The 16061-nt window shown below is 43.5% G+C and carries 15 protein-coding genes; 6 read left to right on the plus strand and 9 right to left on the minus strand.

Translation table 11 applies throughout. The annotated features are described in order from the left end of the window. Positions 1-52: 52 nt before the first annotated feature. Positions 53-1630 (minus strand): maltose/glucose-specific PTS transporter subunit IIBC, encoded by a 1578-nt coding sequence (gene malX, locus CTN07_RS17205; protein WP_036764531.1) that lies wholly within the window; start codon positions 1628-1630, stop codon positions 53-55. 343 nt (positions 1631-1973) lie between these two features. Between malX and malI the strand changes: the two genes are divergently transcribed. Further along, positions 1974-2996 carry a Mal regulon transcriptional regulator MalI gene (gene malI / locus CTN07_RS17210; protein ID WP_036765175.1) on the plus strand — a complete coding sequence of 341 codons (1023 nt, stop codon included), beginning with the start codon at positions 1974-1976 and terminating at the stop codon, positions 2994-2996. A gap of 149 nt (positions 2997-3145) precedes the next feature. Here the strand turns inward: malI and ppnP are convergent, their stop codons facing one another. Together ppnP and zntR are read right to left on the minus strand one after the other, a co-directional pair. Next, positions 3146-3427 carry a pyrimidine/purine nucleoside phosphorylase gene (gene ppnP / locus CTN07_RS17215; RefSeq protein WP_005301802.1) on the minus strand — a complete coding sequence of 94 codons (282 nt, stop codon included), beginning with the start codon at positions 3425-3427 and terminating at the stop codon, positions 3146-3148. 116 nt (positions 3428-3543) lie between these two features. Next, positions 3544-4029, minus strand: a complete 486-nt coding sequence (zntR, locus tag CTN07_RS17220; RefSeq protein ID WP_036764534.1) for a Zn(2+)-responsive transcriptional regulator — start codon at positions 4027-4029, stop codon at positions 3544-3546. A gap of 223 nt (positions 4030-4252) precedes the next feature. On the opposite strand from zntR, the gene purH reads away from it, so the two are divergent. Together purH and purD are read left to right on the plus strand one after the other, a co-directional pair. Next, positions 4253-5851 (plus strand): bifunctional phosphoribosylaminoimidazolecarboxamide formyltransferase/IMP cyclohydrolase, encoded by a 1599-nt coding sequence (gene purH / locus CTN07_RS17225; RefSeq protein WP_005301804.1) that lies wholly within the window; start codon positions 4253-4255, stop codon positions 5849-5851. 37 nt (positions 5852-5888) lie between these two features. Beyond that, on the plus strand, positions 5889-7175 hold the full coding sequence (gene purD / locus CTN07_RS17230; protein ID WP_005301807.1) for a phosphoribosylamine--glycine ligase: 1287 nt from the start codon (positions 5889-5891) through the stop codon (positions 7173-7175). 128 nt (positions 7176-7303) lie between these two features. On the opposite strand, the gene CTN07_RS17235 is transcribed toward purD, so the two are convergent. Together CTN07_RS17235 and hupA are read right to left on the minus strand one after the other, a co-directional pair. Continuing rightward, complete coding sequence (locus CTN07_RS17235; RefSeq protein WP_005301809.1) at positions 7304-7996, minus strand: DUF1481 domain-containing protein; 693 nt, start codon at positions 7994-7996, stop codon at positions 7304-7306. A gap of 45 nt (positions 7997-8041) precedes the next feature. Then, positions 8042-8314 (minus strand): nucleoid-associated protein HU-alpha, encoded by a 273-nt coding sequence (gene hupA, locus CTN07_RS17240; protein WP_005301812.1) that lies wholly within the window; start codon positions 8312-8314, stop codon positions 8042-8044. A 229-nt stretch (positions 8315-8543) separates the two neighbouring features. Between hupA and CTN07_RS17245 the strand changes: the two genes are divergently transcribed. After that, complete coding sequence (locus CTN07_RS17245) at positions 8544-9599, plus strand: CNNM domain-containing protein (RefSeq protein ID WP_005301815.1); 1056 nt, start codon at positions 8544-8546, stop codon at positions 9597-9599. A gap of 108 nt (positions 9600-9707) precedes the next feature. Here the strand turns inward: CTN07_RS17245 and brnQ are convergent, their stop codons facing one another. Both brnQ and CTN07_RS17255 read right to left on the minus strand, forming a co-directional pair. Then, entirely contained in the window at positions 9708-11030 is a 1323-nt protein-coding gene (gene brnQ, locus CTN07_RS17250; RefSeq protein WP_005301818.1) for a branched-chain amino acid transport system II carrier protein, read from the minus strand. Between the two features lie 561 nt (positions 11031-11591). Continuing rightward, positions 11592-12179 (minus strand): YjaG family protein, encoded by a 588-nt coding sequence (locus tag CTN07_RS17255; protein ID WP_005301821.1) that lies wholly within the window; start codon positions 12177-12179, stop codon positions 11592-11594. 61 nt (positions 12180-12240) lie between these two features. On the opposite strand from CTN07_RS17255, the gene CTN07_RS17260 reads away from it, so the two are divergent. Continuing rightward, positions 12241-13152 carry a D-2-hydroxyacid dehydrogenase gene (locus CTN07_RS17260; protein ID WP_005301824.1) on the plus strand — a complete coding sequence of 304 codons (912 nt, stop codon included), beginning with the start codon at positions 12241-12243 and terminating at the stop codon, positions 13150-13152. Between the two features lie 150 nt (positions 13153-13302). Here the strand turns inward: CTN07_RS17260 and hemE are convergent, their stop codons facing one another. Together hemE and nudC are read right to left on the minus strand one after the other, a co-directional pair. Continuing rightward, the gene (gene hemE, locus CTN07_RS17265; RefSeq protein WP_036764538.1) at positions 13303-14370 is read right to left on the minus strand and encodes a uroporphyrinogen decarboxylase; all 1068 of its coding nucleotides are present in this window, start codon (positions 14368-14370) and stop codon (positions 13303-13305) included. A 170-nt stretch (positions 14371-14540) separates the two neighbouring features. Further along, positions 14541-15323, minus strand: a complete 783-nt coding sequence (gene nudC / locus CTN07_RS17270) for an NAD(+) diphosphatase (RefSeq protein WP_036764541.1) — start codon at positions 15321-15323, stop codon at positions 14541-14543. Positions 15324-15480: 157 nt separating this feature from the next. On the opposite strand from nudC, the gene CTN07_RS17275 reads away from it, so the two are divergent. Then, on the plus strand, positions 15481-15963 hold the full coding sequence (locus CTN07_RS17275; RefSeq protein ID WP_036764543.1) for an Rsd/AlgQ family anti-sigma factor: 483 nt from the start codon (positions 15481-15483) through the stop codon (positions 15961-15963). The last annotated feature ends 98 nt before the right edge of the window (positions 15964-16061 follow it).

Raw genomic sequence — 16061 nt, forward strand, 5'->3', positions numbered from 1 at the left:
AAATACCTCGTTAAAAGACAAGAAAGCGGAGCTCAAAGGCTCCGCTAAGTTGTTACGCTTGTGCTGGCATCAAGCTTTGAATTTCATTTTTAACCATGTGAACTTGCGGACCAATCACCACTTGTAGATTATGTTCATCAAGCTTCACGACCCCAATCGCACCATTAGCTTTTAACACGACATCATTAACCAGAGACATATCTGCCACCGACAAACGCAGACGGGTAATACAGTTATCTAAAGATTGAATGTTCTCAGCACCACCTAGAGCCGCTAAAATTGCTGCACCTTTATAACCTGAGTTTTTCTCACCAGTGACAGCAAACGTTAATTCATCTTTCACTTCAGCCTCACGACCTGGTGTTTTTAGGTTAAAGCGCGTAATCGCAAAGCGGAACACACTGTAGTAAACCACAAACCATACCGCCGCCACCATTGGAACTAAATACCATTTCGTAGCCGTACCTTGCAGCACACCAAAGATTAAGAAGTCGATGATGTTGCCATCGGTATTACCAATCGTCACACCCAATAGACCCATAAGCATAAAGCCAAGACCGGTTAGGAATGCGTGCACCACATACAGAGCAGGAGCAACAAATAGGAATAGGAACTCTAGAGGCTCTGTGATACCACCGATAACACATGCCACGACACCAGATAACAATAACGCTTTTACTTTAGAGCGATTTTCTTTACGCGCACAGTGGTACATTGCTAAAGCCGCACCAGGTAGACCACCTAAGAAAACAGGCATCTTACCTTGTGATAGGAAAGCCGTCGCAGAGCCAGAGAAACCATTAGTTGTGCCACAAGATAGCTCAGCATAGAAAATATTCAGTGCGCCACTTACTGAGTTACCACACACATCCAAAGTACCACCAGCTTCTGTAAAGCGAATTAGAGCAACCAGAATATGATGTAGACCAAATGGCAATAATAGACGCTCACCCGTACCAAATAGGAATGGACCGAATGGACCTGCGTGAGAAATTAGGCTACCGACACCATCAATACCAGCGGCAAAGTAAGGCCAAATTAGAGGAACAACTAGACCAACAAGACCTAAAGATAGCGCTGAAATAATTGGAACAAAACGAGCGCCACCAAAGAAAGCCAATGCGTCAGGCATTTTAAAGGTATAAAAACGAGCATGCAGTTTTGCCACAATAATACCGACAATCACCGCACCTAAAATACCCGTATCAATAGACTCAATACCCAGTACTGATTTCACACCGTATGCCGCTTCTTGCTCTTTATTACCAATCACACCAGCAACAGTTAGGTAGAAGTTCACCGACAGATTTAATGCCGCATAACCCACAAAACCGGCAAACGCTGCAACTCCTTTTTCTTCACGAGCTAAGCCAAGAGGAATAGCTACGGCAAACATGACCGGTAAATAGATAAAGGCAACCAGACCAATCTTGGTCATCCACATAAAGATCAGCTGCAAAATAGTATTATCTAGAAATGGCAGACTCTCTTTTACTGCGCCACTTGATAACGAGCTACCGATACCAAGCAAAATACCTGAAAACGCGAGCAGAGCGACAGGCAACATGAAGGTCTTACCAAGGCTTTGGAAGAACTCCCAGATTGTCGTTTTCTTTGCTGTCTGAGACATAATGGTTACCTCTAACCGGACCGTATATTGGGTAGGGTTCAAATTAGATAAAACGTTTTACCTAATTGAGTTTAAAAAACGCCAACAGAGTGAATTGAAATTATTATGCTGCTGGCGTGCTATACTTGATGGCCCGAATGATAAAACGTTTTATCAACCGTAAACGCTGTCCTGATCACGGAAATATCCTAACAATTTGCCGATTTATAAAATTGTGATCCGGCTAAAACAATCAATTTTGGGTATAACGTTTTACTAAGAATTGCGTCTGGCTAGCAGTAATAGAAAAAAGAACGGGTTATAGTGCAATTAGCTTGCGATGACCGAAAATAAGAACGAAGAGATGACCATTAAGAAAGTCAAAATTACCGATGTCGCCCACCATGCAGGAGTCTCTGTCTCAACTGTATCTTTGGTGCTAGGAAATAAAGGTCGCATATCAGAAGCGACGATTGCCAAAGTTCACCAAGCCATTGATGAGTTAGGTTATGTCTGTAATAAGGCCGCAGCGAACTTGCGATCGCATCAATCCAACCTTATTGGCCTTATTTTGCGCGATATTACCGACCCATTTTATACCGAGGTAACCGCTGGGATCAGCCAAGAGTTGGAACAGCACGGCTTGATGCTGTTTTTAGCCCAAAGTAATAACGATCCGGAAAAACTCAAGCAGTGCGTACAATCTATGGTGCAACAAGGGGTCGCCGGGATCTTATTTAGCCCAGTACGCGGGGTTACTTCTGAGCTCTTAACTATGACCAAACAAGCGGGTGTGCCAACGGTTTGTATTGCTAAAGCATCAGTCAGTAGCGAGGTCGATTATATTGGACCCGATAATAACTTTGCAGCAATACTTGCCACCAAACATCTGATAGAGCAAGGTCATCGTCATATCGCATATGTGGGTGGAAAAAGTGATTCATTAACGCGTGCAGAACGAATTGGCGGCTACTGTTCTACCCTGATGCAATATGGTCTTCCTTTTAAACCAGAATGGATCATTGAATGCAATTCAAGCCAAAAACAGGCAGCGGAAAATATCGAACGACTATTAACTCAGCATCCTAAAATTACCGCCTTATTGTGTCACCGTCCGGCCACAGCCATTGGTGCAATTTATGGTATTAAACGGGCTGGAAAAAATATCGGTCGAGATCAATATATTGGTCAGCAGGTTGCAATATTAGGGTTTGATGATGTTCCAGAGGCAGAGCTTACCGAACCCGCTCTTAGCTTTATTGCTACCTCAGCCAAAGAGATAGGTCATCAAGCAGGAAAACGGCTATTAGCTCGCATGAAGGAGCCTGAATCACCAATCCAGCGTCTGATTTTACCGCCACAATTGATCATTCGAGAATCGGCTTAGGGATAAAACAATACATAACAAAAAAGCTTCGTTATATCTCATTACGAAGCTTTTATTATAAGAGCCCGTTATTACAAGAAACAGTATTATAAAAAACTGCTTTTAAACGTATATGGCATTAGCTTGCAGTGCGTAACGCAAAGTCACACTTATAGGTAATCACACAGATACGCAGTGACTTGTGATACCTGAACCTCAAACGATGAATCGCCCGGAACTTCAAAGTCATCACCTGCGTAATAGGTTTCCCAATCAACATGACCCGGCAGTTTTACCGTAAGAGCCCCTTTAACCACAGTCATACGCTCAGGCGCTGCGGTTCCGAACGTATAAGTACCTGGCTGCATCACACCAACACTGGCGTGATCCCCTGCCGATTCAAAACCTAGTGATACCACTTGGCCTTCAAAATATTCATTTAACTTGATCATGATGGTCCTTATCAAATTACTGCATCATTAAGAGATGACTTCAAGCTATCACAAGGATAAACAATGTAAATGTAATATTTTGCCTGTTGCGCAAAAACTTTAGCAAGGTTCGCACTTTACGATTTTAATTTATCGCAACTCTCAGGATGACGACCACAACAGCGACTCTCTTCTTTGACCACTTCCTCAGGTGTTCCGTGTTCATCGGTCAACGCTTCAAGAATAGAGCAGTGGCTGGCATCATCATCAATATGACCACAACAGGCGTCATTGATTTTTTTTAGTGCTCCACGGATACGTTGCAGTTCGGCAATTTTGCCATCGACCTCAGCCAGTTTTGCTTGAGTAATGGCTTTCACTTCCGCACAACTGTGTTGCGATGCTTCCAGACGAATATCAAGCAGTTCTCGGATCTCATCTAAGCTCAGTCCAATCGCTTTTGCTCGTAAAATAAAGCGGACTCGAGATAAATTATCTTCGCTGTAAAGACGATAGCCACTTTCACTGCGACCTGCTGGCACAATCAGATGATTCTTTTCATAAAAACGTAAAGTATCACTGCTGACATTACACAGCTTTGCCAACTGACCAATTAAATACATCACGACCTATCCTCATAGTGCTCGCCAAAATACAGTGAGCAACCTCAAAAAGCAAACGTTTGCGCAACGTGAGAATTCATGTAAAATAACGCCACATCAAACAGGTCGTTATTTTCTTGGCTCGACAAAATGGTTGTCGGGGCTATTTCCCAACGCTTACCCACAGCTCTTGAGTTGGCGTTGGGAAATATCCTATTCACCGTGTATCAAAGAGATGGTAGCAATGGAAAACGCTCGACCTATTCGCCGCGCACTAATTAGCGTATCAGATAAAACAGGAATTGTTGAATTCGCCCAAGCTTTAGTTAGCCAAGGTGTTGATATTCTATCAACGGGAGGCACAGCTCGTCTGCTAGCCGATAACCAGATCCCTGTCACCGAAGTTTCCGATCACACAGGCTTTCCTGAAATGATGGACGGTCGTGTTAAAACCTTACACCCAAAAATTCACGGTGGTATTTTAGGTCGCCGCGAGCAAGACGATAGCATCATGGCAGAGCATAATATTGCGCCAATAGATATGGTCGTCGTTAACCTTTATCCTTTTGCTGCAACGGTTGCTAACCCAGATTGCACCCTAGCTGAAGCGATTGAAAATATTGATATTGGCGGCCCGACTATGGTTCGCTCTGCCGCTAAAAATCACCGCGATGTTACCATCATTGTGAATGCTGGCGACTATGACCGCGTATTAACGGAAATGGCGGCAAACCAAGGTTCTCTGACTTTAGCAACCCGCTTTGATCTGGCGATTGCAGCATTTGAACACACGGCAGCCTACGACGGTATGATTGCCAACTATTTCGGTACTCAAGTACCCGCTTATGGCGATAGCGAAGAGAACCAAGCCGACTCTATCTTCCCACGCACTTTCAATCAGCAGTTTATAAAAAAACAAGATATGCGTTATGGCGAAAACAGCCATCAAGCAGCAGCATTTTATGTTGAAGCTCAACCACAAGAAGCTTCTGTTGCAACTGCGCATCAGCTACAAGGTAAGGCGCTTTCTTACAACAATATTGCTGATACAGATGCCGCACTTGAGTGTGTAAAAGAGTTTCTTGAGCCCGCTTGTGTGATTGTAAAACACGCCAATCCATGTGGGGTTGCTCTGGGTGACAATCTGCTTGATGCTTATAACCGCGCTTATCAAACCGATCCAACCTCAGCATTTGGTGGCATCATCGCCTTCAACCGTGAGCTTGATGCCGCCACAGCCCAAGCAATTGTTGAACGTCAATTTGTTGAAGTGATCATTGCGCCATCTGTTTCGGCTCAAGCTGCTGAAATTGTCGCAACCAAACAAAATGTACGCCTATTAGAATCCGGTCTATGGCAACAAGAGCACAAAACCACCCAATGGGACAGCAAACGCGTGAATGGTGGCCTACTGGTGCAAGAGCGCGACCAAGGCATGGTGAGCTTACAAGATTTGGAAGTGGTCAGTGAGCGTCAACCAACAGAAGACGAACTACGTGATGCCCTATTTTGCTGGAAAGTGGCGAAATATGTGAAATCTAACGCCATTGTTTACGCCAAAGGAAATATGACTATCGGGGTTGGTGCTGGACAAATGAGCCGTGTGTACTCTGCAAAAATTGCAGGGATCAAAGCCGCCGATGAGAACTTAGAAGTGGCAGGGAGCGTTATGGCTTCTGATGCTTTCTTCCCATTTAGAGATGGCATTGATGCCGCAGCACAAGCGGGAATTAAGTGTGTCATTCAACCGGGCGGTTCGATGCGTGACCAAGAAGTTATTGATGCAGCCAACGAACACGGCATGGCAATGATCTTCACTAAAATGCGTCATTTCCGCCACTAAGCGCTCTGCAACGACAACCGATTAGAAGGATAAAACAATGCAAGTATTGATCATTGGTAACGGTGGCCGTGAGCACGCCTTAGCATGGAAAGTGGCACAAAACCCAGAAGTATCACAGATCTTTGTTGCGCCAGGTAATGCTGGTACGGCTTTAGAACCTAAGGTAACTAATGTAGCTATTGCGGTTGAAGATATCGCAGCGTTAGTCGCTTTTGCCCAAGAGCTGCAAATTGAGCTGACTATTGTCGGACCAGAAGCGCCTTTAGTGCTGGGTGTTGTCGATGCCTTCCAAGCGGCTGGATTAGCCATTTTTGGCCCAAGCCAAGCAGCGTCTCAGCTCGAAGGCTCGAAAGCATTTACCAAAGACTTCTTAGCGCGTCATCAGATCCCAACTGCGCAATACCAAAACTTTACTGAAATAGAGCCAGCATTAGCGTATTTACGCCAACAAGGTGCTCCAATTGTCGTGAAAGCTGATGGCTTAGCCGCAGGTAAAGGGGTGATTGTTGCCATGACGCTACAAGAAGCTGAAGATGCAGTACGTGATATGCTCGCAGGCAACGCCTTTGGTGAAGCGGGTCATCGCGTAGTAATTGAAGAGTTTCTTGATGGTGAAGAAGCCAGTTTTATCGTGATGGTTGATGGTGAACACGTTCTCCCAATGGCAACCAGTCAAGATCATAAACGAGTGGGTAACGGCGATACTGGTCCAAATACCGGAGGAATGGGCGCTTACTCCCCAGCCCCTGTGGTTACCGATGAGATCCACCAGCGTGTTATGGATGAAGTGATCTACCCAACGGTGCGAGGCATGGCTGCCGAAGGAAATCCTTATACGGGCTTCTTATACGCAGGTCTTATGATCATGAACGATGGCACTCCAAAAGTGATCGAATATAACTGCCGCTTTGGTGATCCTGAAACTCAACCAATTATGTTGCGCTTGCAGTCAGATTTAGTCGAACTGTGCCAAGCTGCGATTGATGGTAAATTAAATCACTGCCAATCACAGTGGGATCCTCGTGCAGCAATCGGTGTTGTACTTGCCGCTGGCGGTTATCCTGGCCATTATCACAAAGGTGATGTTATCTGTGGTTTACCGCAGCAAGAAATCGCAGGGGAAAAAGTCTTTCATGCGGGAACATGTGAGCTAGATGGACAGGTTGTTACCAATGGAGGACGAGTGCTATGTGCAACCGCTATGGGTGATACTGTACAACAAGCTCAGCAGCGCGCTTACCAATTGGCTCAACAGATCGATTGGGACGGCATGTTCTACCGCGAAGATATTGGTTATCGTGCTATCAATCGAGAGCAAGCTTAAAACGTTTTGCTCTAACTTTTAGACATTAATGAAAAAACGCGTGTTAGGTTTTACTAACGCGCGTTTTTTATGTCTGTTTTACCTTCCGAAGATCAAGAAAACAGAAGCTAAATTTAAATTCTGTTTATCTAGCTTTTACTGATCATATTCTGCGGCATCACACAATCTTGATTCATCGACGCCGACCACAGAATCTGCTTGGCTTTCACACCTTGCTTTGACTGACTACCCAGTAGCGCCATATAACCTTGTTTAGGTGCAGTAAATTGGACCTTACTATTACCTTGGTAATGAAATGGTAATGCGGTACCAGTTTGACATGAGATAAATGACTGACCTTGCCAATGGCCCTGAATCAAACGCTCACCCTCTTTACGCTGTTTTTTAACAACAGATACCGCTTCATTGGCATAACGGCTAATTTGGGCTAATTCAGGCTCTGCTAGCGGCAATGTCACTTTGTTTACTAGATAACGTTGGTAAATGGCATTACCTTTGCTATCAAAACGAACCGTTAAGCTAAATGGCACCATATGCTCTTCGTAACTCTGAACCCCAGTACGGCTCATCTGACGCAGTACGCCATTTTGCCACTGGTACTCAGACTGATAATGTCCATTTTGTAGAGTATTAACTTGTTCGAATAATTTTAGCGGTGCATTTTGCTGGATATCCAACCAATACAGGGCTGTGGTTTGGTTTTGAGTAATGCCGCCCGTTAGGTGGGCAATGGGGGATAAGGTTGGGTTTGAGGCGTTGTCACCTGCAGCACATGCAGATAGCAGCAGTGGAAGAAGAAAACTAACAATACGCTTAGTCATAAAAAAAACCGCCGAAATAAAAAATATTACCCGGCGGATTATAGATTACTTCACAGAATCTTTCAGTGCTTTACCAGCTACGAATGCAGGAACATTAGCTGCTGCGATTTGGATTTCCGCACCAGTTTGTGGGTTACGGCCAGTACGCGCTGCACGGTGGTTCACTTTAAAAGTACCAAAGCCAATTAGTTGAACCTGGTCACCTTCTTTAAGTGCATCAGTGATGCCATCAAGAGTTGCTTCTAGTGCAGCTTTTGCTTGAGCTTTAGATAGGTCAGCTTTCTCTGCAATCAGGTCAATCAGTTGGGTCTTGTTCATTAGGTTTCCCTTCTAAGGTTTTTCGTAAGACGGGACAACTCTAATTCAAATTACGCCCATGTGGCAAAGGTTTGTCAGCATTGTTTAGCTCATCTGTAGACTCTTTAACCACAAAGTGAGCGCAGCTTCACAAAATGTTACTAAATATAAGTAGTAAATAGTTGTATTTATCTGCTCTAAGCCCGATTAATATAGCCGAATATCTATAGTCATTGACCCTTGGATCCCCATGATACTGCTTACTGTTTACATCACTACCGCCATTGGTGTTTCATTTGTATGTTCGGTTTTAGAAGCCGTTCTACTGAGTATTTCACCCAGTTACATCGCAACACTGAGACAGCAAAACCACCCTGCCGCAGAAAAATTGACTGCGTTAAAGGACAATATTGATAGGCCCCTCGCCTCTATCTTAACCCTAAATACGATTGCTCATACCATAGGTGCGGCAACGGCAGGTGCTCAAGCTACCATCGTATTTGGTAGTGAGTGGCTTGGTGTATTCTCGGGCGTATTAACTATCGCCATTTTATTGCTGTCTGAGATTGTGCCAAAAACCATCGGTGCAACTTACTGGCGTCAATTAGCACCAATGAGTGCCACACTATTACGCTGGATGGTGATCATGCTGATCCCATTGGTATGGATGTCTGAGCAAATTACTCGCCGCCTATCTCGCGGTCATGAACAGCCTAAACTGCGTGATGAAATTTCAGCTATGGCACTATTGGCTCATGAAAATGGCGAATTGGCAGAAGGCGAATCAAAAATTTTGACTAACTTGCTCCAATTTAGAGATGTAAGCGTAACGAAAATTATGACCCCTCGTCCGGTCCTATTTCGTGTAAATGCAGAACAATCGATTAATGAATTTCTCTCAATGCACAAAGAGAGTCCATTTTCTCGTCCATTAGTTTATAGCGAGCAAAATGATAACATCGTCGGTTTTGTCCACCGTTTAGAGCTGTTTGCAGAAAGCCAAGCGGGCCGTGGCCAAAAAGAGCTGGGCACCTTGATGCGTCCATTACCTATTGTGATGAATACTTTTAGCGTACCACAAGCATTTGAACGCCTAATGAAAGAACGCTCACAATTAACTCTTGTCGTAGATGAATACGGTACCGTACAAGGTTTAGTGACCTTAGAAGATATCTTTGAAAGCTTAGTAGGCGAAGAGATTGTCGATGAAGCTGATAAAAATACCGACATGCAACAGCTCGCGTTCCAACGTTGGGAAAAATGGAAACGCACTCATGGCGTGATTGAAAATAAAGACAGCGAATAATGCTTAATTAAAAATCTGCATTAAAGCAAAAGGGCCGCAATAAACGCGGCCCTTTTTGTTTTTCATCTCATCTTGTATTTTTCATACCAGAGTTGTAGATGATCATCATTATGAATTATCACAAACTACTTGCTCTGGCGCAGTACGAGAGGCATTTACGGCTGATACCCCCCAGCCTAAGCCAATTATTACAACCGTTGGAACCACCCAACTCGCATAATAATGATAAAGCGGTAAATTGTGTTCACACCAAGCCGTTACAGCTTCAGGCATAGCTCCCAAAATATGAGTAGCATCTACAATACCAAATCCGGCTGCAGTTGCTACGGCCACCAGCACCATAGTTGAAGATAACTGCTTACGCAAAGGCGCAATTAATAGTAATGCAATCGCAATCGGATGTAGGGCAACAACGGCTGGCAAGGTAATGGCTAACAACTGCTCTAATCCCACATTTGCAATCATACCCGCTAGAATCATAGTAACCCATACACTCTTACTGTACGTCACTTTGCTAAAGGTACGACTGTAAAACTCACTACCTGCTGTCGTCACACCAATAGCCGTTGTCAAACAAGCCAGCACCATTACAACACCCAATAACATGGTGCCAAATGCGCCAAAGTGTAGATTGGTAAACGCCGTTAAGATCTCGCCACCATTGGTAAATTCAACACCTAAATTAGCGCTATTTGTTCCAATATAAGCCAATGATAAATAAACCGCGGCCATGGCTGCTGCGTACATAGCGGCTGCCATTAAGGTGTATTTAGCCGTTGCTCGAGGGCAATCAACCCCCATACTTTTAATGGCACGGAAAATCACCCAGCCAAAACCAATCGAGCCCAAGGCATCCATGGTCATATATCCCTGAGTTAACCCTTCTGCAAATGCGCCATTAACATAAGGACCGGTAGCCATTTCTACTTTGCCCATCGGAAATAGAAACGCAAAGACAGCCATCACAGCCAAAATAGCCAGTAGTGCAGGAGTTAACCATTTACCCACGGTATCCACTAACTTGCCTGGAAATAGAGAGAACAGCACGACAATCAAACAAAACGCAATAGAGAATGGAACTAGAGCACTGTTATCCCCTAAAAATGGAGCAAAGCTAAACTGATACGCCACAGTAATGGCACGGGGAATCACAAATGCAGGACCAATAACAATAAAGACCATAACCCAAAAAGCTGTTGCTAATGGCTTAGGTAGAGCCGCGGTTAAATTATCGGAGCCTTTGACTAAAGCTACCATCACAAGAGCTAAAGCAGGAAGACCTACACCCGTTAGTAGGAATCCCATCATACCGCTCATGAAATTATCACCAGCTTGATAGCCTAAAAAAGGAGGGAAAATTAGATTGCCTGCACCTAGATACATGGCGAAAGTCATAAAGCCTAAAGCGGCAATGTTGCGAGCACTTAACATAGTCTTCCTTTGTTCTTAGTTTGCCTTTCAGCTTGGAAGAAACGTTAAGTGAAATAAGAGAGTGTTAGGTCACTGCCAGCTTCTTCTCAAGCTGACAGAAATTGGGGTATAGCCTGCCAGCTCTAAATAAGGTTCAGAGAGAGCAGAAGGAGAGATTGAGCCATAACCATACGGCTATGCGGCGCATCTAAGCTGTGTACTGAAAAACAGTTCATGGCGATTCCTACTGCGTTAGCTGACAAACAATGACAAGAAGCTCATTACTCCCTGTCGACCCTTTTAGTTATAAAGGGGACAAAATACAAACACAAGCGACAAAATAAAATAAGTAAGATGGGTTACAATTAAGCTAAAAATCAGTTGGATTCACTGGCTTTCAAGTTAAAAATCAGAATTTAAAACTTAACAAATTCACCAAATACCAAACACAAACAAAACAATTGCTCATATTTCACACTAGCTTACTTTATGAAAGCTATTTTTTGCTTAAAAAAGAGACAAAAAAAGAGGAGAACATTATCTCCTCTTCTATATGATCACTACGCGATCTATTAATAGCTGTTATAAAGCAATGCCAATATTGCTGACACCGTCTTCACGAAGTTCGCGGCGAAGACCTTTGATCAATTCAATATCGCGCTTCTCTGCTTCTTTCAATGCGCGGAAAATCGCCCACTGCATATCCCATTCAACACAAACGGCTTCACACTGTTTTTGGTTGTCATTGGTAATTTCGATACCTTCTCGTGCTTGTTCTAAATCAGCCACAGTATCTACTGACAACGAGCTAATTTTTAATACCGTTTCGAGCATCAGGTCACGATCAAGTAAAGCGTGCAGTAGATCAGCAAGTGCCATACACGCATCAATAGCAGGATTGACCGCATACAGATCGAAATCATCAGCAACAGGGACTAACTCTTCCAGTTTCTCTAACTGGTTTTCAAAGTTGATTTTGGCACTCTTAACCGTTAACAACTCCCAAATGCTGTCTAAGATTGAGCGATATTGACGAGCATCAGCAAAATCAGTTTCTGCACAGAAGAAAGCGTAGTTTGGGTACATACGCTCACATAAAGAAGCCATAAACGTTAGATGTTGCCAAGGTTCAAGTTTTTCAAGACGAAGCTGGATTGGGTTTTTTAACATAGGATAATCTGCGATAGTTATCAGCAAGGACTCTGCTTATAAAATCATAAAGGGAATACATATGCACAAACTAGCGATCGTCTCACGGCAACAACAAGCCTATGAACGTCTTTTAGCTGCGACACCTCTACCCTTACTTGAAATCACCAATGATCCCAAGCAAGCGACGATCATTCTAGCAGATCCACCAGAGATCGCAGCTTATCTCGATGATTATCCGCAATTAAAATGGTTACAATCAACATTTGCCGGTATTGATGCCTTAACCAAACCACAATTACGACAAGATTATCACCTAACAAATGTGCGAGGCTGTTTTGGTCCTCTAATTGCAGAATATGTTTTTGGTCAATGGCTTAGTCATAGTCGACACTTTCCTCTATATAGCAAACAGCAGCAGCAACACCAATGGCATCCCCTCCCTTATCAATCCATTGCAGGTAAAACACTGGTTATCATAGGTACAGGCAGTATTGGCCAGCAGCTCGCCCAAGTTGCAAAAGCTTTTCACTGTCAGGTTATCGGGGTTAATCGTCACGGTAACTCTCCCTGTGAGCTGTTTGATCGTATTTATGCCACCGCCCAACTCTCGCAAGCGTTAGAACAAGCAGATGTGATAGTGTCTGTTGTTCCTGCCACCAGCGATACCACCGATCTTTTTAATCACCAAACGTTTAGCCACTGCCATCAAGCCCTACTGTTTAATGTTGGACGTGGTAATGCGGTTAATATTGCCGATCTTTATCAAGCATTGGATCGCGATCAGATCCACCATGCTTATTTAGATGTATTTAAAACCGAACCGTTGGAGCAAAACTCCAAATTATGGGACCATCCTCAGATCTCTATTACCCCTCACATTGCAGCCGAGAGCTTTCCTGCACAAGTTTTTGAAATATTTAAACTAAACTATATTAAGTGGCTAAATAATCAGACACTCAATTATCAAATTGACTTCAGCAAAGGATACTGACTTGTTAAATTACGCTATTTTTAATAACAATTGGGATCTAGTTAAGGATCCTCGGTGATCTTTTCTTTCTGTCTTTGATTAATAATAGATAAAAAAAAGCCCACACCACGGCAACATGGTATGGGCTCTATAATTTAGATTGGTTAATGCTTATTTATGGTATGGCTTAGAAAGCTCATGAACCGCATTAACAAAAACTTCAGCATTTTCAGGTGGAACATCTAAATGAATACCATGGCCAAGGTTAAACACATGACCTGTACCACCGTCACCAAATCCTTCTAAGATAGTCGCCACTTCTTGACGAATACGTTCAGGTTGAGCGTACAGCATTGATGGATCCATGTTACCTTGCAGAGCAACTTTATCACCAATGCGACGTTTTGCTTCTGCAATATCAATAGTCCAGTCTAAACCAACACCATCACAACCGGTTGCTGCGATCTGCTCAAGCCACATGCCTCCATTTTTCGTAAATAGCGTCACAGGTACACGGCGACCTTCGTTTTCGCGAATTAGGCCATCCACAATTTTGTGCATGTAGCGTAAAGAAAACTCGTTATAGTCGCGAGGCGTCAATACACCACCCCATGTATCAAATACCATAACAGCTTGTGCACCAGCTTTAATCTGAGCATTTAAGTATTCAATGACACTGTCTGCTAGTTTATCTAACAATAGGTGTAAAGTTTGAGGCTCGGCATACATCATCTTTTTGATCTTAGTGAAAGCCTTTGAGCTACCACCTTCAACCATGTAAGTTGCCAATGTCCACGGACTACCCGAGAAGCCGATCAATGGCACTTGGCCTTGCAAATCTTTACGGATCTGACGAACGGCATTCATAACGTATTGTAGTTCGCCTTCAGGATCAGGAAGACCAATCTTGTCTACGTCGGCTTTACAAGTAATAGGACGCTCAAATTTTGGACCTTCACCTGCTTCAAAGTATAGGCCTAAACCCATCGCATCAGGGATTGTCAGAATATCAGAGAACAAAATCGCTGCATCTAACTCAAAACGACGCAACGGTTGCAAAGTCACCTCACTGGCTAACTCTGCATTTTTACATAGCGACATAAAGTCACCTGCAACACTACGGGTTGCTCGGTATTCAGGTAGGTAACGGCCTGCTTGACGCATCATCCATACGGGTGTGCAGTCTACCGGCTGTTTTAACAACGCACGTAGATAGCGGTCATTCTTTAATTCGCTCATTAGAGACTCCAACGATTCTGATTAGCCTAAAAGGTCACTAAGGGGCCACAATAGACCATAAAATAACTTGCCTGTCGAACGCGTTATACCGATTAGCACCATTTAGCAAAACGATGGACTAATAGGGATAATCACTCGGTAAGAAATGGGCAAACTATAGCAAAAAAGCGTCAATTCTGCTGATCTTTTCCCTGTTTGATCCGCAATAATGTCTGCTCAATCAGTTCTCGGGCAATCGTTCCTTTCGGTGCAACAGGTGGGAGTTGTTGATAATGGGCCCAAATCGCATCTGTTAGCTCGGCATAATCGGGCTTTAATTCGCCACTTTGATAATCCGCCACAAAAGCCATCATTAAGTTCGATGGAAAAGCCCAAGGTTGACTACCTATATACTGGATATTATCAACAACTATTCCGGTCTCTTCGAAGACTTCCCGAGCCACACATTGCTCCAGTGTTTCACCTGCTTCAACAAACCCGGCGATCACCGTGTACATTCCATTTTTATGACGTGGGTGTTGGGCCAATAGAATAGATTCGTCTTTGCGTACTGCCACAATAATACAAGGCGATAAACGTGGATAATGAACCATATGGCACTGTTGACACCGCATAGCATTTTCATCAGGAGTGAACGTTAATGCCCCTCCACATTGAGTACAAAAACGCTGACTCTTTTGCATATATCCCAACTCCATCGCTCTTGAAGCTAGATTGAACAAAGGGGAAGGAAGAAAAAGTAAGTCACGCAAGGATCGATACTCACCAAGTTCAAGCTGAGGCGGGGCATAAATGGCATAAACAGGGATATGATTAAACTCACCAATATGATGCGCAATTTTAGGATCTATCCCTAACGCTTCGGCACTTAGACAAGGAAGATCATGATTTATCAATAAAATGCCCTGATCATCAACTAGGCACCAATATGCAGTATCTCTCTTTTTTAACATGAATGTCACATCCGTCCTTGCAGGAAAATACGTTTACTGGCAATCTAACCTTATATAAGGAAATGATTCCTTAAGGCTCTCTATATTCGATTAGAGAAACGATCGTTGTCGTAATGTGTAACTAGGTTACCTTACATGAGATCATGAGGGAACGCTCATGCTAAGTAAATTCGAACAGGTCAAAAAAGAATGGGGCGGTCATAATGATGTCATCGACCAATGGCTAATGATGCGCCAACAACTGCTAATTGATTACTGCAAATTGGCAGGTTTACCACCCAATCAATCTGCACGAAATCATCTTCCTACACCAGAACAACTCACCTTCTTTTGTGAACAGCTCATCGACTACATCTCCGCTGGTCACTTCAAAATATACGATATGGTGATGGAACGCTGGCATCAAACTGGCTATTCGCCTACTGAAGAGATCTCAGCTCACTATCAGAAAATTTCTCTGACGACAGAGCCATTGCTGAATTTTGCAGAAGCTTATGTCGCTATCAATGATGATGATAATCTGGCTAATTTCAATCAGCATATTTCCGATCTAGGTGAGTTATTAGAAGTACGCTTTGCCTTAGAAGATAGGTTAATAGAACTGATTAGTGACAGCCTATCTTACCCACCAGGCGCCTAGCCACCAGCTTAAATGCTCGATGGTTTAGATATGTCTAGCAACATAATTAAACGTTGCGAAATGGATAATATAAAAAATAGCCAATAAAAAAGGCACCC

This window comes from Photobacterium damselae (assembly GCF_003026815.1).
Taxonomy (GTDB): Bacteria; Pseudomonadota; Gammaproteobacteria; order Enterobacterales; family Vibrionaceae; genus Photobacterium; species Photobacterium damselae.